General features: G+C 71.6%; 21 protein-coding genes. 14 read left to right on the top strand and 7 right to left on the bottom strand.

Annotation, left to right across the window (positions count from 1 at the left end; genetic code table 11):
- Positions 1–44: 44 nt before the first annotated feature.
- From A5681_RS13640 to A5681_RS13685, 10 genes are all read left to right on the top strand, one after another.
- Entirely contained in the window at positions 45–968 is a 924-nt protein-coding gene (locus A5681_RS13640; RefSeq protein WP_067275193.1) for an aldo/keto reductase, read from the top strand.
- A gap of 11 nt (positions 969–979) precedes the next feature.
- Positions 980–1,435, top strand: coding sequence for a nitroreductase family deazaflavin-dependent oxidoreductase (locus tag A5681_RS13645; RefSeq protein WP_067275201.1), 456 nt, complete (start codon positions 980–982; stop codon positions 1,433–1,435).
- 13 nt (positions 1,436–1,448) lie between these two features.
- Positions 1,449–2,351, top strand: coding sequence for a 1,4-dihydroxy-2-naphthoyl-CoA synthase (locus A5681_RS13650; RefSeq protein ID WP_067275213.1), 903 nt, complete (start codon positions 1,449–1,451; stop codon positions 2,349–2,351).
- A gap of 68 nt (positions 2,352–2,419) precedes the next feature.
- A complete protein-coding gene (locus A5681_RS13655) occupies positions 2,420–3,313 on the top strand; it encodes an SDR family oxidoreductase (protein WP_067275216.1) in 894 nt (297 codons plus the stop codon).
- Positions 3,314–3,345: 32 nt separating this feature from the next.
- A complete protein-coding gene (locus A5681_RS13660; protein ID WP_067275219.1) occupies positions 3,346–3,753 on the top strand; it encodes a VOC family protein in 408 nt (135 codons plus the stop codon).
- Positions 3,754–3,850: 97 nt separating this feature from the next.
- Complete coding sequence (locus tag A5681_RS13665; RefSeq protein ID WP_067275221.1) at positions 3,851–5,095, top strand: inorganic phosphate transporter; 1,245 nt, start codon at positions 3,851–3,853, stop codon at positions 5,093–5,095.
- Positions 5,095–5,394, top strand: coding sequence for a hypothetical protein (locus tag A5681_RS13670; RefSeq protein ID WP_067275223.1), 300 nt, complete (start codon positions 5,095–5,097; stop codon positions 5,392–5,394). Before A5681_RS13665 ends, A5681_RS13670 begins: the two co-directional genes overlap by 1 nt.
- 56 nt (positions 5,395–5,450) lie before the next feature.
- Positions 5,451–5,753, top strand: coding sequence for a DUF3349 domain-containing protein (locus A5681_RS13675; RefSeq protein WP_067275226.1), 303 nt, complete (start codon positions 5,451–5,453; stop codon positions 5,751–5,753).
- A 47-nt stretch (positions 5,754–5,800) separates the two neighbouring features.
- On the top strand, positions 5,801–6,904 hold the full coding sequence (menE, locus tag A5681_RS13680; protein ID WP_419866324.1) for an o-succinylbenzoate--CoA ligase: 1,104 nt from the start codon (positions 5,801–5,803) through the stop codon (positions 6,902–6,904).
- A gap of 11 nt (positions 6,905–6,915) precedes the next feature.
- Positions 6,916–8,268, top strand: coding sequence for a hypothetical protein (locus A5681_RS13685; RefSeq protein WP_067275230.1), 1,353 nt, complete (start codon positions 6,916–6,918; stop codon positions 8,266–8,268).
- A gap of 13 nt (positions 8,269–8,281) precedes the next feature.
- On the opposite strand, the gene A5681_RS13690 is transcribed toward A5681_RS13685, so the two are convergent.
- The 3 genes from A5681_RS13690 to A5681_RS27120 are packed head-to-tail and all read right to left on the bottom strand — an operon-like array spanning position 8,282 to position 11,245.
- Positions 8,282–8,941, bottom strand: coding sequence for a TIGR04282 family arsenosugar biosynthesis glycosyltransferase (locus tag A5681_RS13690; protein ID WP_067275232.1), 660 nt, complete (start codon positions 8,939–8,941; stop codon positions 8,282–8,284).
- A complete protein-coding gene (locus A5681_RS13695; protein WP_067275235.1) occupies positions 8,938–9,591 on the bottom strand; it encodes a glycosyltransferase family 2 protein in 654 nt (217 codons plus the stop codon). The genes A5681_RS13690 and A5681_RS13695 overlap by 4 nt, the downstream gene beginning before the upstream one ends.
- Before the next feature lie 7 nt (positions 9,592–9,598).
- On the bottom strand, positions 9,599–11,245 hold the full coding sequence (locus tag A5681_RS27120) for a hypothetical protein (protein WP_067275237.1): 1,647 nt from the start codon (positions 11,243–11,245) through the stop codon (positions 9,599–9,601).
- Positions 11,246–11,452: 207 nt separating this feature from the next.
- Here A5681_RS27120 and A5681_RS13705 point away from each other — a divergent pair, with 207 nt between their 5' ends.
- The gene (locus A5681_RS13705; RefSeq protein WP_067275239.1) at positions 11,453–13,120 is read left to right on the top strand and encodes a hypothetical protein; all 1,668 of its coding nucleotides are present in this window, start codon (positions 11,453–11,455) and stop codon (positions 13,118–13,120) included.
- Positions 13,121–13,125: 5 nt separating this feature from the next.
- On the opposite strand, the gene A5681_RS13710 is transcribed toward A5681_RS13705, so the two are convergent.
- Together A5681_RS13710 and A5681_RS13715 are read right to left on the bottom strand one after the other, a co-directional pair.
- Complete coding sequence (locus tag A5681_RS13710; protein WP_067275241.1) at positions 13,126–14,154, bottom strand: NAD-dependent epimerase/dehydratase family protein; 1,029 nt, start codon at positions 14,152–14,154, stop codon at positions 13,126–13,128.
- Complete coding sequence (locus tag A5681_RS13715) at positions 14,151–14,927, bottom strand: S-methyl-5'-thioadenosine phosphorylase (RefSeq protein ID WP_067275243.1); 777 nt, start codon at positions 14,925–14,927, stop codon at positions 14,151–14,153. Before A5681_RS13715 ends, A5681_RS13710 begins: the two co-directional genes overlap by 4 nt.
- Before the next feature lie 75 nt (positions 14,928–15,002).
- Here A5681_RS13715 and A5681_RS13720 point away from each other — a divergent pair, with 75 nt between their 5' ends.
- Positions 15,003–15,875 (top strand): 1,4-dihydroxy-2-naphthoate polyprenyltransferase, encoded by an 873-nt coding sequence (locus tag A5681_RS13720; protein ID WP_067275293.1) that lies wholly within the window; start codon positions 15,003–15,005, stop codon positions 15,873–15,875.
- A 108-nt stretch (positions 15,876–15,983) separates the two neighbouring features.
- Positions 15,984–16,991, top strand: a complete 1,008-nt coding sequence (gene fabH, locus A5681_RS13725; protein ID WP_067275246.1) for a beta-ketoacyl-ACP synthase III — start codon at positions 15,984–15,986, stop codon at positions 16,989–16,991.
- Here fabH and A5681_RS13730 read toward each other — a convergent pair.
- Entirely contained in the window at positions 16,985–17,278 is a 294-nt protein-coding gene (locus A5681_RS13730; RefSeq protein WP_067275296.1) for a DUF4229 domain-containing protein, read from the bottom strand. The genes fabH and A5681_RS13730 overlap by 7 nt on opposite strands.
- Positions 17,279–17,401: 123 nt before the next feature.
- Between A5681_RS13730 and A5681_RS27125 the strand changes: the two genes are divergently transcribed.
- Entirely contained in the window at positions 17,402–17,563 is a 162-nt protein-coding gene (locus tag A5681_RS27125; protein WP_156737970.1) for a hypothetical protein, read from the top strand.
- A gap of 4 nt (positions 17,564–17,567) precedes the next feature.
- On the opposite strand, the gene A5681_RS13735 is transcribed toward A5681_RS27125, so the two are convergent.
- Positions 17,568–18,097, bottom strand: a 530-nt coding sequence (locus tag A5681_RS13735) for a MinD/ParA family ATP-binding protein (protein ID WP_197498598.1), incomplete at its 5' end; no start/stop codon positions are given.

Raw genomic sequence — 18,097 nt, forward strand, 5'->3', positions numbered from 1 at the left:
GGAGGATCCTCCGCATTTTCTCCAGTGTGACACGAGGGAGCACCATGACGAACACACCACGGCCCGGCGGACCCGGCAGCATCGGCGGGTCGACCGTCGCCCGCATCGGCTACGGCGCGATGCAACTGTTCGACGCCCCATCCGTCGAGGACGCGGCCGCGGTGCTGCGCCGCGCGGTCGAGCTCGGCGTCAACCACATCGACACGGCCTCGTTCTACGGCCCCGGTGAGGTGAACCGCCGGATCCGGGCGGCGCTGTTCCCCTACGCCGACGACCTCGTCATCGTCAGCAAGGTCGGGGCGCGCTTCACCGGCGAGGCGCCGATACCGCTGGCGGCGGCGCAAAAGCCCGCCGAGCTGCGCGCCGCCGTCGAGGACGACCTGCGTCAGCTCGGCCTGGACTGCGTCCCCGTGGTCAACCTGCGGCGCATGGACCTCGGGCCCGGCGTGGCCGCCGAGGGCGATCAGAACGTCGACGTCGACGACCAGCTTGCCGAGATGATCGCGTTGCGCGACGAGGGCAAGATCGGTGCGATCGGCATCAGCGCCGTGCCGGCCGACGTGGTGCGGCGGGCGCTGCCGGCGGGCATCGTTTGCGTGCAGAACTCCTACAGCCTGCTCGACCGCTCGCAGGAAGCCGCCCTGCAACTCTGCGCGGACCAGGGCATCGCGTGGGTGCCCTACTTCCCGCTGGGCTCGTCGCTGCCGGGCTTTCCCAAGGTCGCCGACCATCCGGTGGTGGCCGAGATCGCCGGCCGGCTCGGCGTCACCGGCGCCCAGGTCGGCCTGGCGTGGCTGCTGGCGCACGCGCCGAACACGCTGCTGATCCCGGGCACGCGATCCGTCGGGCATCTCGAGGAAAACCTCGGCGCGGGCGACGTCACCCTGGATCCCGACGCGCTGGAACGGCTGGACGCCATCGGCACAACCGAGCCCCAGCCCCACAGCGTGGAGTCGTTCCAGAGGTAACGTCGCTGGGTATGGGAAGCGGCAAACCGATCAAGCCCCCGTGGTGGCTGAAGCCGGCCAACAAGGTCTTCATCCAGATGTCGCGGCTGGGAATGAGTTTCGGCGGCGAGAGCCCCGTCGTGCTGACGGTGGCCGGCCGCAAGTCCGGCGCGCCGCGCTCGACCCCGGTGACCCCCATGACCGTCGACGGCCGGCAGTACGTCGTCGCGGGGTTCCCGGGCGCGGACTGGGTGGCCAACGCGCGGGCCGCCGGTGAGGCGACGATCGCGCGCGGCCGGCACGTCCAGAAGGTGCGGATGGCGGAGCTGCCGCCCGAGGACGCGCGGCCGATCCTGCGGCTCTTCCCCACCGAGGTGCCGACGGGCGTCGGCTTCATGAAGCGGGCGGGGCTGGTGACCGAGGGCCGCCCAGAGGAGTTCGAGGCCCTGGCCGGCCGCTGCGCAGTGTTCCGCCTGGACCCGGCTTAGGAGTTCGAAAACATTGACTGACAACCCATTTGACGCACAGGCCTGGCGGCCCGTGGACGGTTTCGACGGCCTGACCGACATCACCTACCACCGCCACGTCAGCGACGCGACGGTCCGGGTGGCGTTCGACCGCCCCGAGGTGCGCAACGCGTTCCGCCCGCACACCGTCGACGAGCTGTACCGGGTGCTCGACCACGCGCGGATGTCGCCCGACGTCGGGGTGGTGTTGCTGACCGGCAACGGGCCGTCGCCCAGGGACGGCGGCTGGGCGTTCTGCTCGGGCGGCGATCAGCGCATCCGCGGGCGCTCCGGCTACCAGTACGCGAGCGGCGACACGGCGGACACCGTGGACCCCGCCCGCGCCGGGCGGCTGCACATCCTCGAGGTGCAGCGGCTGATCCGGTTCATGCCCAAGGTGGTCATCTGCCTGGTCAACGGGTGGGCGGCCGGCGGCGGGCACAGCCTGCACGTGGTGTGCGACCTCACCCTGGCCAGCCGCGAGCACGCCCGGTTCAAGCAGACCGACGCCGACGTCGGCAGCTTCGACGGCGGCTACGGCAGCGCGTACCTGGCGCGTCAGGTGGGCCAGAAGTTCGCCCGCGAGATCTTCTTCCTCGGCCGCCCGTACACCGCCGAGCAGATGCACCACATGGGCGCGGTCAACGCGGTCATCGACCACGCCGACCTGGAACGGGCGGGGATCGAGTGGGCGGCCGAGATCAACGCCAAATCGCCCCAGGCGCAACGGATGCTCAAGTTCGCCTTCAACCTGCTCGACGACGGGCTGGTGGGTCAGCAGCTGTTCGCCGGCGAGGCCACCCGGCTGGCGTACATGACCGACGAGGCCGTCGAGGGTCGCGACGCCTTCCTGGAGAAGCGGCCGCCGGACTGGAGCCGGTTCCCCCGCTACTTCTGAGCGCCTTGCGCCTGGCGTCACGCTGGCGTGACGCTCGTGGGATCCGGGGCCGCCCCTAGACTCCCCCCGTGAGCAAGAGCCCCCTTCGCCGATTGACCGACCAGCTGGTGCTGGCCACCATGCGGCCGCCGATGGCCCCGCAGGTGCTGGTCAACCGGCCCGCCATCAAGCCGGTCGACCTCGACGGCAAGCGCATCCTGCTGACCGGGGCGTCCTCGGGCATCGGCGAGGCCGCGGCCGAGCTGCTGGCCCGCGAGGGCGCGACGGTGGCCGTCGTCGCCCGGCGTGAGGACCTGCTCGACGCGCTCGCGCAACGCATCACCGCGGCGGGCGGCAGCGCGCTCGCCCTGCCGTGCGACATCTCCGACCTGGACGCCGTCGACGCGCTGGTCGCCGACGTCGAGAAGCGCCTCGGTGGGGTGGACATCCTGATCAACAACGCCGGCCGGTCCATCCGGCGGCCGCTGGCCGAGTCGCTTCAGCGCTGGCACGACGTCGAGCGGACCATCGCGCTCAACTACTACGCGCCGCTGCGGCTTATCCGCGGGCTGGCGCCGGGAATGCTCGAGCGCGGCGACGGTCACGTCATCAACGTCTCCACGTGGGGGGTGCTGTCGGAGGCGTCGCCGCTGTTCGGGGTCTACAACGCGTCGAAGGCGGCGCTGTCGGGGGTCAGCCGCGTCGTGGAGACCGAATGGGGCCACCGGGGCGTGCATTCGACGACGCTGTACTACCCGTTGGTGGCGACCCCGATGATCGCGCCCACTAAGGCGTACGAGGGCATGCCGGCGCTCACGTCGGAGGAGGCCGCCGAATGGATGCTGACGGCGGCCCGCACCCGGCCGGTGCGGATCGCGCCGCGGATGGCGATCGCCGCCAAGGCCCTGGACACCTTCGGTCCCCGCTTGGTCAACGCGATCATGCAACGGCAAAGCATCCAGCCCAACCGCGCGGAGGAGTAGCTGAGCGCGGCTCGTGTGATAGACACGACACCATGGAGATCCTGGCCAGCCGGATGTTGTTCCGGCCGGCGGACTATGAGCAATCGTTGGCCTTCTACCGGGACCAGATCGGATTAGCCATCGCCCGCGAATACGGAGCGGGCACAGTCTTTTTCGCCGGGCAGTCGTTGCTGGAGCTGGCCGGCTACGGCTCCCCGGACCACTCCCGGGGCCCCTTCCCCGGCGCCCTGTGGCTCCAGGTGCGCGACATCGAGGCGACCCAGTCCGAGTTGCGGAGCCGGGGCGTGGCGATTGCCCGCGAGGCGCGTCAAGAGCCCTGGGGCCTATACGAAATGCACGTGACCGACCCGGACGGAATCACGCTGATCTTCGTTCAGATCCCGCCCGACCACCCGCTTCGGCGCGACACCCGGGGTGAACGCCAGGGAAATTCCGGTTAACTGAGAGGTAACATCTGGCGACGACTCAAAATACACCCGCGATTCAGGTCTCGCTGCATTCGACAATGGAATCCCCCTACCACCAGAATCGGGCGCTGTGAACATCCAATTGTTCCTTCTGATCATTGTCGTAATCACGGCACTGGCTTTCGATTTCACGAACGGCTTCCACGACACCGGCAACGCGATGGCGACCTCCATCGCCAGCGGCGCGCTCAAGCCCAAGGCGGCCGTCGCGCTGTCCGCGGTGCTCAATCTCGTGGGCGCGTTCATGTCCACCGCCGTCGCCGCCACGATCGCCAAGGGCTTGATCGACGGGCACATCGTCACGCTGGAGCTGGTCTTCGCCGGCCTGGTCGGCGGCATCGTGTGGAACCTGTTGACCTGGCTCCTCGGCATCCCTTCGAGCTCCTCGCACGCCCTGATCGGCGGCATCGTCGGCGCCACGATCGCGGCCGTCGGCGGGCACGGCGTTATCTGGAAGGGCCTGGTGTCCCACGTGCTCATCCCCGCCGTCGTCGCCGCGATCCTGGCCATCGCGGTCGGAGCCATCGCGACCTGGCTGGTCTACCGGGTCACCCGGGGCCTCGACAGCAGCCGCACCGAGGCCGGCTTCCGGTACGGCCAGTGGGGCTCGGCGTCGCTGGTCTCGCTGGCGCACGGCACCGGCGACGCCCAGAAGACGATGGGCGTCATCTTCCTGGCCCTGATGTCCTATGGGTCGATCAGCAAGAGCACCGCTGCGCCGCCGCTGTGGGTCATCGGGGCCTGCGCGGTGTCGATGGCGGCGGGCACCTACCTGGGGGGCTGGCGCATCATCCGCACCCTGGGCAAGGGGCTGGTCGAGATCAACTCGCCGCAGGGCATGGCGGCCGAATCGTCCTCGGCCGCGGTGATTTTGCTGTCCACCCACTTCGGCTACGCGCTGTCGACCACCCAGGTCTGCACCGGCTCGGTGCTGGGCAGCGGGCTCGGCAAGCCCGGCGGCGAAGTCCGCTGGGGCGTCGCCGGCCGCATGGGCGTCGCCTGGCTGGTGACGCTGCCGCTGGCCGGGTTGGTCGGCGCGGTCACCTACTGGATCGTGCACTACATCGGCGGCTACCCCGGCGCTATCGTCGGCTTCGCGATGCTGGTCGCGGTCTCCGCCACCATCTACATCCGGTCGCGCAAGGTCAAGGTCGACCACAAGAACGTCAACGCCGAATGGAAGGGCGACCTGACCGCCGGGCTCGAAGCCGAGGATGCCCACCACCACCCGCCAACTGACGTTCACCCGACGAACGGCAGCGGCACCTCTCGCCGGTACGACTCCGACGACCCCACGATGAAGGCGAACGCTTGATGAGTCACTTCAGCGACTGGTTCAACTACCAGGCCTCCCTCAAGATCCTGATCTTCTCCATGCTGGCCGGTGCCGCCTTGCCGGGGCTGTTCGCCCTGGGGCTGCGGTTCCACGCGGTCGGCGCCGGACAGGTCGGCACCGAGGGCGGCTCACCGCAGAAGAATCCGGCACTACTGGCGCTCGCCTGGCTGATCTATGCGCTGGTGATCGTGGTCATCGCGTTCGCCCTGGCGTACATCTCCCGGGACTTCATCGCCCACCACACCGGCACCGCCTTCCTCGGAGCCAAGCCCAAGTAGCATCGAGTGATGCCCACCGCGTCACCGAGCCGGACACCGGGGGGAGCTGGAACAGCGTGAACGGATTTCTCAATTCGATCGTCTCGTGGCTGCGCGCGGGATACCCCGAAGGCGTGCCGCCGACGGACACCTTCCCGGTGCTCGCGCTGCTGGCCCGCCGGCTGTCCAACGACGAGGTCAAGGCCGTCGCCTGCGAGTTGATCAGCCGGGGCGAGTTCGACGACGTCGACATCGGCGTCCTGATCACGCAGATCACCGACAACCTGCCCTCGCCCGACGACGTCGAGCGGGTACGGGTGCGGCTGGCGGCCCAGGGCTGGCCGTTCGACGACGCGGACGAGGTCGAGGACCCCGCATAGCCCTACTGCGCGCGCTCACCGTCCCGCCGGGCTCGGCCGTCTCGTCGCTGTTACCCGCCCTCGAACGCGTGCTGGACGGGCGCGACCCCGCTCTGGTCGCCCTCGCGCCCGACTCGGATGCGCTGGCGGCGGGGCTGCGGGTCGGTGAAACCATCGACGACGACGTGGCCCTGGTCGTGACGACCTCGGGGACCACGGGCCCCCCCAAGGGGGCGCTGCTCACCGCGGCCGCGCTGACGGCCAGCGCGACGGCCACCCACGACCGCCTGGGCGGTCCGGGCAGCTGGCTGCTGGCGCTGCCGCCCCATCACATCGCCGGGCTGCAGGTGCTGGTGCGCAGTGCGCTCGCCGGCTCGCGCCCCGTCGAGCTGGACGTCGCCACCGGCTTCGATGTCACCGAATTGCCCGGCGCGATAAGGCGATTGGGGCCGGGCCGGCGGTACACGTCGCTGGTGGCCACGCAGCTGGCCAAGGCGCTGACCGACCCGGCGGCCGCCGCCGCGCTCGCCGAACTGGACGCCGTGTTGCTCGGCGGCGGCCCGGCCCCGCAGGGCGTGCTCGACGCCGCCGCGGCGGCCGGCGTCGCCGTGGTCCGCACCTACGGGATGAGCGAGACGGCGGGCGGCTGCGTCTATGACGGCGTGCCGCTGCGCGGCGTCCTGGTCCGGGTGGCGTCCGACGGGCGCGTCGTCCTCGGCGGCGCGACGCTGGCCAAGGGCTACCGCAACCCGGTCGAACCCGACCCGTTCGCCGAGCCGGGCTGGTTCCGCACCGACGACCTCGGCGCCGTCGACGAGGCGGGCGTGCTGACCGTGCTGGGCCGCGCCGACGACGCGATCAGCACCGGCGGGTTGACCGTGCTGCCGCAACTGGTCGAGGCCGCGCTGGGCACCCATCCCGCCGTCGGGGACTGCGCGGTGTTCGGCCTGCCCGACGACCGGCTGGGCCAGCGGGTGGTCGCCGCGATCGTGGTGGCCGACGGCCACCCGGTGCCGCCGTTGGAGGTGCTGCGCGCGCACGTGGCGGCGGCCCTGGACGCCACCGCCGCGCCGCGCGAGCTGCACGTCGTCGACGCGCTGCCGCGGCGCGGCATCGGCAAGGTCGACCGGGCGGCGTTGGTGCGCCGGTTCGCCGGTTCGGCCGATCAATAGGCTGGTCGACCGTGAGGGTGGCACGTCGGGAGTCGGTGGCCGTCGCGGTCGGCGCGGTGCTGGTGGGCGCGGCGTTCGTGCTGCCCCGGCTGCACTGGGGCGTGCGCCCGCGCACGGACGTCGGCCAGGAACGGTTCGGCACGCACACCGGGGCCGCACCGATCTTCGGCGCCTGGGAAATCCACGCCAGCTGGGGCACCGGGCCGGCCATCGCCATCGCGGTCGCCGCGGTGGCGTGGGGACCGCTTGTGGCGCAACGCCTTTCGTGGCGCTTCCTGACGCTGGGCACGTGGGCCACCGCGTGCGGGTGGGCCTTCGCGCTGGCGATGATCGACGGCTGGCAGCGCGGCTTCGCCGGCCGGCTGACCACCCGCGACGAGTACCTGTCGCAGGTGCCCGGTATCACCGACATCCCTGCCACGCTGCGCACGTTCGCGAGCCGGATCGTCGACTACCAACCGAACTCCTGGACCACCCACGTCTCCGGGCATCCGCCCGGAGCGCTGCTGACGTTCGTCTGGCTGGACCGGATCGGCCTGCACGGGGGCGCCTGGGCGGGGCTGCTGTGCCTGCTGGCCGGCTCCAGCGCGGCGGCCGCGGTGCTCATCGCCGTCCGCGCGCTGGCCGACGAGCAGACCGCGCGGCGCGCAGCGCCGTTCGTGGCGGTGGCGCCGACGGCGATCTGGGTCGCGGTGTCCGCCGACGGCTACTTCGCCGGGGTGGCGGCGTGGGGCATCGCACTGCTGGCCGTGGCCGTGCACCGGCCGGTCCGCTTCCCCGCCTGGGTGGCCGCCGCAGCGGGGCTGCTGCTGGGCTGGGGCGTGTTCTGCAACTACGGCCTGATGTTGATGGGCCTGCCAGCGCTGGCGGTGCTGGCCTCGGCCGCCGACTGGCGCGCAGCGCTGCGCGCGCTCGGCCCGGCGACGCTGGCGGCCGTGGCCGTGGCGTCCACCTTCGCGGTGGCGGGGTTCTACTGGTTCGACGGCTACAACCTTGTGCAGCAACGCTATTGGCAGGGCATCGCCAAGGACCGCCCGTTTCCGTACTGGGGCTGGGCCAACCTGGCGTCCGTCGTCTGTGCGATCGGGTTGGGCAGCGTCGCCGGTGTCAGCCGGGTGTTCGACGCGGCGGCCATCCGTCGCCGCTCCGGGTTTCACCTGCTGCTGCTGGGCGTGCTGGCCGCCATCGCGTGCGCGGATCTGAGCATGCTGAGCAAGGCGGAGGTGGAGCGGATCTGGCTGCCCTTCACCGTCTGGCTCACGGCGGCGCCCGCGCTGCTGGAAGTCCGGTCACACCGGGTGTGGCTGGCGGTCAACGCCGCCGGGGCCGTGCTGCTGAACACCCTCATCGTCACGAATTGGTGACCGGGCGCGGTTCTTACAGGCCCGCCGCGCGGGTGACCTCCGCGAAGCGGCTGGACGGGTGGCAGGCCGCCCGCACGGCGGCGACGTCGTCGGCGAAGTCGAAGTCGGCGAGCAGCGGCGCCGCGTAGGGCTCAATTCCCATGTCGTGCAACGCCCGGTACGTCAGCAATCCGGTGTCCGGCTGCGACATCGGCACGGTGCGCAGGCATTCGGCCGCCGCCGGGCTGCGTAAACCGAGCACCCACCAGCCGCCGTCAACGGCCGGGCCCAGCACGGCCGCCGCCTCCCGCAGCCGGCTTGCGCAGTCGGTCAACATGTCGGCGGTCACCTGCGGGGTGTCCATCCCGATCTGCACCACCGGGTAGCCGTCGGCAGCGTCGGCGTGGGCGTTGGCCAGCCGGTCGGCGAAGTCGTCACCGCGCTGGGGAATCACCGTGAAGGTCTGCAGCCGTTGCCGGATCTCGGCGGCGTTGGCCGCGGCGTCCACATCGCCGGTCATGGCCACCACCCGATTCGCCGCCGGGGCGGCGGCCACCGCGTCCAGGGTGTCCAGCAGCGCGGCCGCGGCGATCTCGGCGGCCACCAGGTCCCCCACCGTCGCCGCGAGCCGGGTCTTGGCCCGGCCCGGCTCCGGCGCCTTGGCGACCACCAGCAGCGTCACCGGCAGTGTCACGAGATCACCTTCCAGAAGTCCAGGATCGCGGTGACGCTGCCCCGCAGCGAACCGCTGACCTTCGACTTGCCGCCGGTGCGGGGACCATAGCTGACGTCCAGCTCCACCACGCGCCAACCGGCGGCCGCCGCGCGCACCAAGAGCTCCAGCGGGTAGCCCGATCGCCGGTCGGTGACGCCGAGGTTCAGCAGCGCCTCGCGCCGCGCCACCCGCATCGGCGCGATGTCGTGCACCGGCAATCCGTGGCGGGTGCGCAGCCGCCAGCTCATCACCACGGTGCCGACCCGGGCAACCCACGGCCAGTGCAGACCCGCGACCGGCCGGCGCCGGCCGATCACCAGGTCGGCGCCCTGCTCGAGCGCGGCTACCAGCCGGGGCAGGTCACCGGCGTCCATCGAGCCGTCGGCGTCGATGACCGCCACGATCGGGGTGGTCGCGGCCTCCACGCCCGCGTGCACCGCCGAGCCGTACCCGGCGCGCGGCTCGGCGACGACCTCGGCGCCGTGCCGACGCGCGACCGCGGCCGTGTCGTCGGTGCTGTTGTTGTCGACCACCAAGGCCCGATACCCGGCGGGGATGGCCGCCAGCACGGCCGGCAGCGACTCCTCCTCGTTCAGGCAGGGCAGCACCACCGTGACGGCGTCGGGCATGGGCGGGTCAGAACCCGTGACGGCTGTGCGGCTGCTGCGGGACAAGCGTCTGCGGCTGCTGGGTTTGCGGCTGCTGGGTCTGTGTGTGCGGCGGCGGTGCCGCCGTGCTCTCGTGGGTGCTCGGCGGCGCCGCGGTGGTCGGGGGTTGCGTCGACGTGAACGGCTCCTTGGTGCTCGTCGGCGGAGTCGTGGTCGTGATCACGTGCGGCGACGTCGTGGTCGTCGGCGTCGTCGTTGTCGGCTCGGTGGTGGTCGTGGTGGTGGTGCTGGGTGTCGCGGTCGTCGGTGTCGTGCTGGTCGTGGTCGTCGTCGTGGTGGTCGTGGTCGTGGTCGGTGTTGTGGTCGTCGGCGGGTTGTACGGGGGCGGCGGATATATCGGGATCGGCACGATGACCGGGATCGGCAGTGGCACACCCGGATCGGGGTTGGGCACGAAGCCGGGCGTGCCGGGCGACACCGGCGCGGCCGGCGCGGCCGGCCCGCCGACACCGGGCGCTGTGCCCTGGGCCGGGAGCAGACCGTTGGCGTCCGGAATGACGCCGCCCTGGAAACCGGCGTTGGGTTGATCGGGCGGGGGCGGGGGCACCGGCGCCTGCTGCTGCGTCGGCAGCAACGGCATGAATTTGCCTGGGGCGGCGTTCTGGTGGCCGACCACCGGCTGTTGGCTCGCTGTGGGACGCACCGCGATGGCCACCGCGGCGGCCAGCGACGCGAAACCGATGACCGCGAAGGCGATCACGGCGTTGCCGACCACCAGGGACCGGCGGCTCAGCCGCGAGGGGATGGCCTCGGTTTGGTCGAAGTCGTCGTATCCGTCGTATTCGGGGTCGTACTCGTCGCCCGCGAACGGCTCGGCGTCCTCGGTCATCGAGTACGCCAGCTGCGGCTCCTCCGCGGCCGGCGGCGGCACGACCGTCGTCTCGTCCCCGGTGGGGCCCGCGGCCGGCGCCATCGCGGTCTCGTCGCCGGTGAGCCCCACCGCCGGAGCCATCGCCGTCGCGTCCCCGGCCGACAATCCCGCCTGCGCGGCCGCGGCCATCGCCGCGCCCCGGGCGAGCGCGAACGACGGGTCGTCGTCGACCTGCACCCGCATGGTCGACGCATCGCGGAACTGCTCGGCGACCTGGGTCAGCTCGGGAGAAGCGCCCACCAGGTACACCTCGCCCGGGGCGTCCGGCCGGGCGCTGAGTTGGGCCATCATCGTGTTGAACATGGCGGTGGCGTCGCCGCCGGCCAGGGCCTCCCGGGCCAGCACGGTCGGCGGCGCGTCCTGGTCATCGGCCGCACCCGGCACCGACAGCGTCGCCGTCGCGTCGTCCATCACCAGCGCGGCGCCGGGGCGACCGGCCGCGCGCATCAGGGCGGTCACTGCCTGTGACTCGGAAAGCACCGCGACGTTCGGGACGCCGGAGCCTTCCAGCGCCTGCCGCAGCTGGCCCGCCAGCGTCTCGTCGCCCCAGCACACCCGGGTGCCGACCAGCCGGTGGTTCTCTTCCACCAGAATGCGATTGGTGCCGGCGACCGTCTCGGTGAGTTTGCCGACCGGGTTGTCCTCCAGGTCGACGACGGACTGGTCGATCACGTCGGCGCCCGGCCCGACAAGCGCCAAGCGCGCGACGGGGCCCGTCACCGCGACCCCCAACACGACGTCCATCCCGGTTCTCCTTCGGCTGGCCACCCCACGACCAGCAATGTCCCGGCATCATTACACTTGCGATACCGTTGGCAGTATCCGTTATTCGGGCGACAAGCTTTGCCTATAGCGCAGCGTAACCAGCTTCTCGAACGACAGGACGGTCGCCAGGGAATCTGCCACGGCGTCCGAACGAAGAATATTGCGCGTCCTTGATTTGCGGGGGGCATGGTGAGCCAGAGCAGTGACGACGCGCCTACCGGCCCCATTCGAGGACAGGCGCAGGAGACCACCCGCATCGTCCGCCCGGCCCCGAGCGCTCCGGCGACACCGCCTGATCCGACGCGGCGCCGGCACCTGGTCAGCGACCTGACCGCCGTCGCCCTGCTCGCCGTCGCCCTGCTGCTGCCGTGGAATCTGTACTTCGGCGTGGGGATTCCCGGCAGCAAACCGATCCTGTTCGCCGTGTTGCTGGCGGTGACCGTGCTGTCCCTCGCCGCCGTCGCGGTGGCCGGTTCCTGGCGGACGTCCGGAGCGCGGTTCAACCCGGCCACGGCGGGCCGGCTGCGCCTGGCGCTCAACATCCCCTACGTGTTGCTGGTGCTGGCCTTCGTCGGGTTCGACGTGTTCGAGACGGTCCGCTTCGGTGGCACCGTGACCGTGCCGGGCGGCGTGGGGCCCGGGGCGTGGGTGGGCATCGCCGGCTGCCTGCTGAGCGCGCAAGCGCTGAGCGTGGGCGCCCGTTCGGGACCGGTTCCCGAGGGCGACGAGCACACCGGCTGGCTGCGGTCCGCCCGCTTCATCGGCTACGCGTCGATGGTGTTGGCGGTGCTCAGCTTCGGCGTCAACCTGTACTGGCGGGTGCGCTACGCGCTGCAAAGCCCCGCCGGCGCAGCCGAATTCGGCAAACAGAACGTCGCGGTCATCGTGACGGCGGTGGTGTACGGCGTGGTGGCGCTGGTGGCCGTGCTGGTGGCGGCCAGGTGGTTGCTCCGCAGCACCAGGTCAGCCCGGCTGGCCACCGTCGCGCTCGGAGTCTCGACGCTGGTCGCCGGGACCCTGGTGTGGATCCTGCCGCTGGGGCGCGACATCGACGCGTTCCACGGCATCGCGCAGAACACGTCGACCGCCGGGGTCGGGTTCGAGGGCTACCTGGCGTGGGCGGCGGCCGCGGCCGTGTTCGCGCCGCGCACCCTGTTCGGCCACCGGAACACCACCGGGGCCGAGGAGAGCGCCTGGCGGGTGGCGGCCCGAAACGGCTTGCTGCTCATCGCCGTATGGGCCCTGGGGTCGATGGTGATGCGGATGACCGACCTCTTCGTCTCCGTGAGCCTGAACTACCCCTTCTCGCGTTACGACAGCGTGGTGCTGGCCGGTTTCGATCTGGCCACCGCACTTCTCGCGATCTGGCTGCGTATCAACCTGGCCGACGCCGCCCGCTCCCCCCGGCTGATCTCGTCGCTGTGCGGGCTGGTCGCCACGCTGAGCGTCGCGCGCGTGGTGGTGGGCGTGGTGCTGGCACCGCGGTTCGCGGACTCCCCGACGTCCCCGGCGCAGCACCCGGTCTACGGCAACAACCTCGCCCAGCAGATCACCAGCACCTTCGACGTGGCCCTGTGCGGCCTCGCGCTCTGCATCCTGGGAGCCGCGATCGTCACCGGGCAGCTGCGCGGCCGGCGCCTGCGCCGCCGCCGTGCCGCCCGCAAGGCCGCCGCCCCGGCGGGCGGCGCTCCCGCCGGACCGAGGCCGCGCGTCCCGGTGGGCCGCGCCACCGCGCCGTCGGCCGCGGCGACCACCCGGATCAGCACCGGCCCCCGGATCTTTCGGGGCGACGATTCCGCGACGCGCCAGATTCCCCTGCAGAAACCCAAGATCTACCGGCCGCCACAGGGGTAGAACGCTCAGCGCAGCGGGGCGAACGCGAACTCCCGCAGCCCCTCGGCCGGGTCGATGCGCGCCCGGAAACCCAGCACCTCGGCCGCCCGGGTGGGGTCCGCGACGATGTGGCGCACGTCGCCGCTGCGGTATTGGCCGGTGATCACCGGTGCCAGCGATCCGCCGCGCGCATCGCACAGCGCGCCCGCCACCTCGAGGATCGAGACCGGCCGCCCCGAACAGACGTTGACCGCGGTGAACCCGTCCGTGTGCCGGGTGGCCGCCACGTTGGCCGCGGCCACGTCGTCGACGTGGACGAAATCGCGCATCTGACCGCCATCCTCGAAAACCCTTGGCGGCTGGCCCTTTTCGAGTGACGACCGGAAGATGGCCGCCACCCCGGAATAGGGGGTGTCGCGCGGCATGCCGGGACCGTAGACGTTGTGGTAGCGCAGCGCCACCACCGACCCGCCCGTCGACTCCGCCCACGCCAATGCGTAGTGCTCCTGCGCCGTCTTACTGGCGGCGTACAGGCTGCGCGGCCGCAGCGCGGCGTCCTCGTCGACGAGGCGCCAAGCCAGCTCCTCGCCCCCGATCGGGCAGCGGTGTTCGAAGACCCCGGCGTCGAGGTCCTCGCGCCGCCGCGGCAGCGGGTCGACGTCCCCGTGCCGCCCGCAGTGGTACCGGCCCTGCCCGTACACCACCATCGACGAGGCCAGCACCAGGCGGCGCACCCCGGCGGCGAACATCCGCGCCAGCAGCACCGTGGTGGCGAAATCGTTGTGGCCGCCGTAGGCGGGGGCATCGGCGGCGTCCACGCCCGCACCGACCATCGCCGCCTGATGACAAACCAGGTCCACCCCGTCCAGCAGGGGCGCCAACGCGTCGGCGTCGCGGACGTCGACGCGGTGACAGCCTTGCGGCAGCACGGGATTCGGGCCGTGCGCCGCGGGCAGCAACGCGTCGACGCCGATCACGTCGTGGCCGGCCGCCCGCAGCGCCGCGTCCACCCGCGAACCGATGAAACCGGCCGCACCGGTGAGCAACACCCTCATGGCAGCTCGACCGGCAGCGTGACCCCGGTGTGCGGCAGGCAGTGCGTGCAGTTGCGCTCGCCGGCCACCCGGCCGATCGCCTCGCGCACCAGGTTTTTGAATCCCCCGATGTTCTTCTCGAATTCGGCGAACACCTCGACGGCGGTCACACCCTCACCGGCCGACACCCCGGCATCCAGATCGGTGACCAAAGCAATTGTGGCGTAACACATTTCGAGTTCCCGGGCCAGCACCGCCTCCGGGTAGCCCGTCATGTTCACCAGCGAGAAGCCCGCCGAGGCGAACCACCGGCTTTCCGCCCGCGTGGAAAACCGCGGCCCCTGGATCACCACCATGGTGCCGCCGTCGACCACGCCCGGCAGGCCGGTCACCGCGGCGCGCAAGCTGGGGCAGTACGGGTCGGCGAAGTCGACATGGATGCCGCCGGAATCGAAGTAGGTGTCGGGGCGGCCGCTGGTGCGATCGACCAGCTGATCGGGCACCACGACGGCGCCCGCACCGTTTGCGGGGTCGAGGCTGCCGACGGCGCAGGGCGCGAAGACCCGTCGCACCCCGAGCTTGCGCAAGGCCCACATGTTGGCCCGGTACGGCACGGTGTGCGCCGAGAACTGGTGGCTGGTCCCGTGCCGGGGCAGAAACGCGACCTCGTGGCCCCCGACGGCGCCGACGGTGACCGGCGCGCTCGGCGGACCGTACGGGGTGTCGACGTCGACGGCGCGGGTGTCGGACTCGAAAAACGTGTAAAAGCCGCTGCCGCCGATGACTCCGAGCATCCGACCATTGTGGTGCATGGCCCGCACCCGATCGTGGGGGCAGGGCGCCGGATGGGGTGCTGGCAGGATGTCATCGTGGCCAATTTCGGGCAGTGGATCTCCGGTGCGCGGCCGCGGACGCTGCCCAACGCGGTGGCGCCGGTGGTCGCGGGCACCGGCGCGGCGGCGTGGCTGGGGTCCGCGGTGTGGTGGAAGGCGCTGCTGGCGCTGGCCGTCGCGGTCGCGCTGACCGTCGGGGTCAACTACGCCAACGACTACTCCGACGGCGTTCGCGGCACCGACGACGAGCGGGCCGGCCCGATGCGCCTGGTGGGCTCGCGGCTGGCCACCCCGCGGGCGGTGCTCGCCGCCGCGGTGGCGAGCCTGACGGTCGGGGCGGTCGCCGGTGTGGCCCTGGCGCTCGTCAGCGCGCCGTGGCTGATCGCCGTCGGCGCGGTGTGCATCGCCGGCGCGTGGCTGTACACGGGTGGCTCGAAACCCTACGGCTACGCGGGTTTCGGCGAGGTCGCGGTGTTCGTCTTCTTCGGGCTGGTGGCCGTGCTCGGCACCGAGTACACCCAGGCGCTGCGGGTGGACTGGGTGGGGCTGACGCTGGCGGTGGCGATCGGGGCGCTGTCGTCGTCGGTGCTGGTGGCCAACAACCTGCGAGACATTCCGACCGACGCGCAATCGAGCAAGATCACGCTGGCGGTGCGGCTGGGTGATGCCCGCACCCGCACCCTGTACCAGGCGCTGCTGGCGACCGCCGGGGTGTTGACTCTGGTGCTGTTGGCCGCGACGCCGTGGTGCGCCGTGGGATTCGTGGCCACGCCGCTGGCGCTGCGCGCGGTGGGCCCGGTGCGGTCGGGGCGCGGCGGACCGGAGCTGATTCCCGTGCTGCGCGACACCGGTCTGGCCATGGTGGCCTGGGCGATCGCGGTGGCGGCGGCCCTGGCGCTGGCCCGCTGACTTCCCGGATGTGTCGGTACTGCCCAGCGCCGGCGATGGATCGGATAACAATGGGTGGTCGGCCCGCGATCAACGGCCGTTCATGGACAACACCGATCGGGGACAGCAGTGAAGCAGATCGCCGCGACCAGTGGACCGAGAAACATCGGATTGCTCAGCGTCGGGGCCTATCGCCCCGAACGGATCGTCACCAACGACGAGATATGCGAGAACATCGAATCGTCCGATGAGTGGATCTTCTCCCGGACCGGGATCAAAACCCGCCGATTCGCGGCCCGCGACGAATCCGCGGCATCGATGGCCACCGAGGCCGGGCGGCAGGCGATCGCGACCGCGGGGCTGACCCCCTCCGACATCGACTGCGTGATCGTCGCGACCAGCACGCATTTCCTGCAGACCCCGGCGTGCGCCCCGGCCGTCGCCGCCGCCTTGGGTGCCACGGGCGTGCCCGCGTTCGACGTCTCGGCCGGGTGCGCCGGCTTCGGCTACGCGCTGGGCGTCGCGGCCGACATGATCCGCGGCGGGACCGCCGCCACGGTGTTGGTCCTCGGTTCGGAGAAGCTGTCCCCCACGGTGGACATGCAGGACCGCACCAACTGCTTCATCTTCGCGGACGGCGCGGCGGGCGTGGTGGTGGGCGAGACGCCCGACCAGGGCATCGGCCCGACCGTCTGGGGCAGCGACGGCGAACAGGCGCTGGCGATCCGGCAGGACATCGACTGGATCGACTACATGGACGCCCCCACCGGGCCCCGCCCGTTCCTGCGGCTGGAGGGCAGCGCGGTGTTCCGGTGGGCGGCGTTCGAGATGGGCAAGGTCGGCCGGCAGGCGATGGACGCGGCGGGTGTGCGGCCCGACGAGATCGACGTGTTCGTGCCCCATCAGGCCAACAGCCGCATCAACGAGGTCCTGGCCAAGAGCCTGGAGCTGCGGCCGGACGCGGTCGTCGCCAACGACATCGAGCACACCGGCAACACGTCGGCGGCTTCCATCCCCCTGGCGATGGCCGAGCTGCTGGCGACCGGGGCGGCCAAGCCGGGCGATCTGGCCCTCCTGATCGGTTACGGCGCGGGCCTCAGCTATGCCGCGCAGGTCGTGCGGATGCCCAACTACTGATCGGTGGCGGGCTCGTCGGGGGCCGGGTCGCCGTGCAGCCGGGCCCGCAATTGTTCGCGCTCCCGGCGCCGGCGCTCGCCGGCCGTCGCCAGCGATGCGGTGGCGCGGCGGCGCAGCGGGCCGAACAGCCAGATGCCCAGGGGCATCGCGATGATCAGCGCGAACAACGCGGCGACCACGATCGGGAACTGGCTGACCCCCATCAGGCGCGCCACCCCGTAGATGGCGGCGGCGAGCGCCACCGCCAGCAGCAGCCGCGCCGCCGCGTAGAGCGAGACGTCGATCATCACCCGGCGGCCGGCGCCCGGCGCCCGGCCCTCGTCCGCGCGGTCCCCGGGGCTGTTGTCGCTGGCTCCTTCTGGCACAGGGAGAGCCTACGGCGCGGGTATATTCGTCCGAGGAGGTGTTGAGTGCTCTACCTGCTGCTCGTCCTGATTTTGGGGACGCTGATCTACGTTGGCTGGCGTACGGCGCGGTCGCAAATCCACCGGCCGAAGACGCGCGTGATCGGGCCCGACGACGATCCGGAGTTCTTGCGGCGGTTAGGCCACGGGGACAACAACCCCCGCTGAGGCGTTACGCGATCCCGGGGTTGCGCTGATCCCCCGGAAACCCGTCGGCGACGATGGCCGCCAGCTCGGTGAGCGCCTCGCGCGTCGACCGCTTCAGCCGATCCAGCTCGATCTCGGCGCCCTCTTCGAGGTGCGGGTCGAACGGCACCACCTGGACCGCGCGGCAGCGGCGGGCGAAGTGGTCGACCACCTTGTTCATGTCGACCTTGCCCGTGCGCGACCGCACCCCGTTGATCACCGCGATCGAGTTGCGCACCATCTCCTCGTGGCCGTGCGCGTCCAGCCAGTCCAGCGTCGCCGACGCGCTGCGCGCCCCGTCGATGGATCCCGAGCTCACCACGACCAGAACGTCGGCCTTCTCGAGCACCGAGGACATCACCGAGTGCAGCAACCCCGGGCCGCAGTCGGTGAGCACCAGGCCGTAGAACCGCTCCAGCACGTCCAGGACGCGGGTGTAGTCCTCGGCGCTGAACGCCTCCGAGACGGCCGGGTCGGTTTCCGAGGCCAGCACCTCCAGGCCGCTCGGGCCCTTCG

Source organism: Mycobacterium scrofulaceum (assembly GCF_001667885.1).
In the GTDB taxonomy this organism is placed as follows: domain Bacteria; phylum Actinomycetota; class Actinomycetes; order Mycobacteriales; family Mycobacteriaceae; genus Mycobacterium; species Mycobacterium scrofulaceum_C.

Excerpts from the sequence above, each read along its gene's own strand:
- A5681_RS13640 (WP_067275193.1), top strand. The coding sequence starts at position 45 with ATGACGAACACACCACGGCCCGGCGGACCCGGCAGCATCGGCGGGTCG.
- A5681_RS13645 (WP_067275201.1), top strand. The coding sequence starts at position 980 with ATGGGAAGCGGCAAACCGATCAAGCCCCCGTGGTGGCTGAAGCCGGCC.
- A5681_RS13660 (WP_067275219.1), top strand. The coding sequence starts at position 3,346 with ATGGAGATCCTGGCCAGCCGGATGTTGTTCCGGCCGGCGGACTATGAG.
- A5681_RS13670 (WP_067275223.1), top strand. The coding sequence starts at position 5,095 with ATGAGTCACTTCAGCGACTGGTTCAACTACCAGGCCTCCCTCAAGATC.
- A5681_RS13695 (WP_067275235.1), bottom strand. The coding sequence starts at position 9,591 with ATGCCCGACGCCGTCACGGTGGTGCTGCCCTGCCTGAACGAGGAGGAG.
- A5681_RS27120 (WP_067275237.1), bottom strand. The coding sequence starts at position 11,245 with ATGGACGTCGTGTTGGGGGTCGCGGTGACGGGCCCCGTCGCGCGCTTG.
- A5681_RS13705 (WP_067275239.1), top strand. The coding sequence starts at position 11,453 with ATGGTGAGCCAGAGCAGTGACGACGCGCCTACCGGCCCCATTCGAGGA.
- A5681_RS13710 (WP_067275241.1), bottom strand. The coding sequence starts at position 14,154 with ATGAGGGTGTTGCTCACCGGTGCGGCCGGTTTCATCGGTTCGCGGGTG.
- A5681_RS13715 (WP_067275243.1), bottom strand. The coding sequence starts at position 14,927 with ATGCTCGGAGTCATCGGCGGCAGCGGCTTTTACACGTTTTTCGAGTCC.
- A5681_RS13730 (WP_067275296.1), bottom strand. The coding sequence starts at position 17,278 with ATGATCGACGTCTCGCTCTACGCGGCGGCGCGGCTGCTGCTGGCGGTG.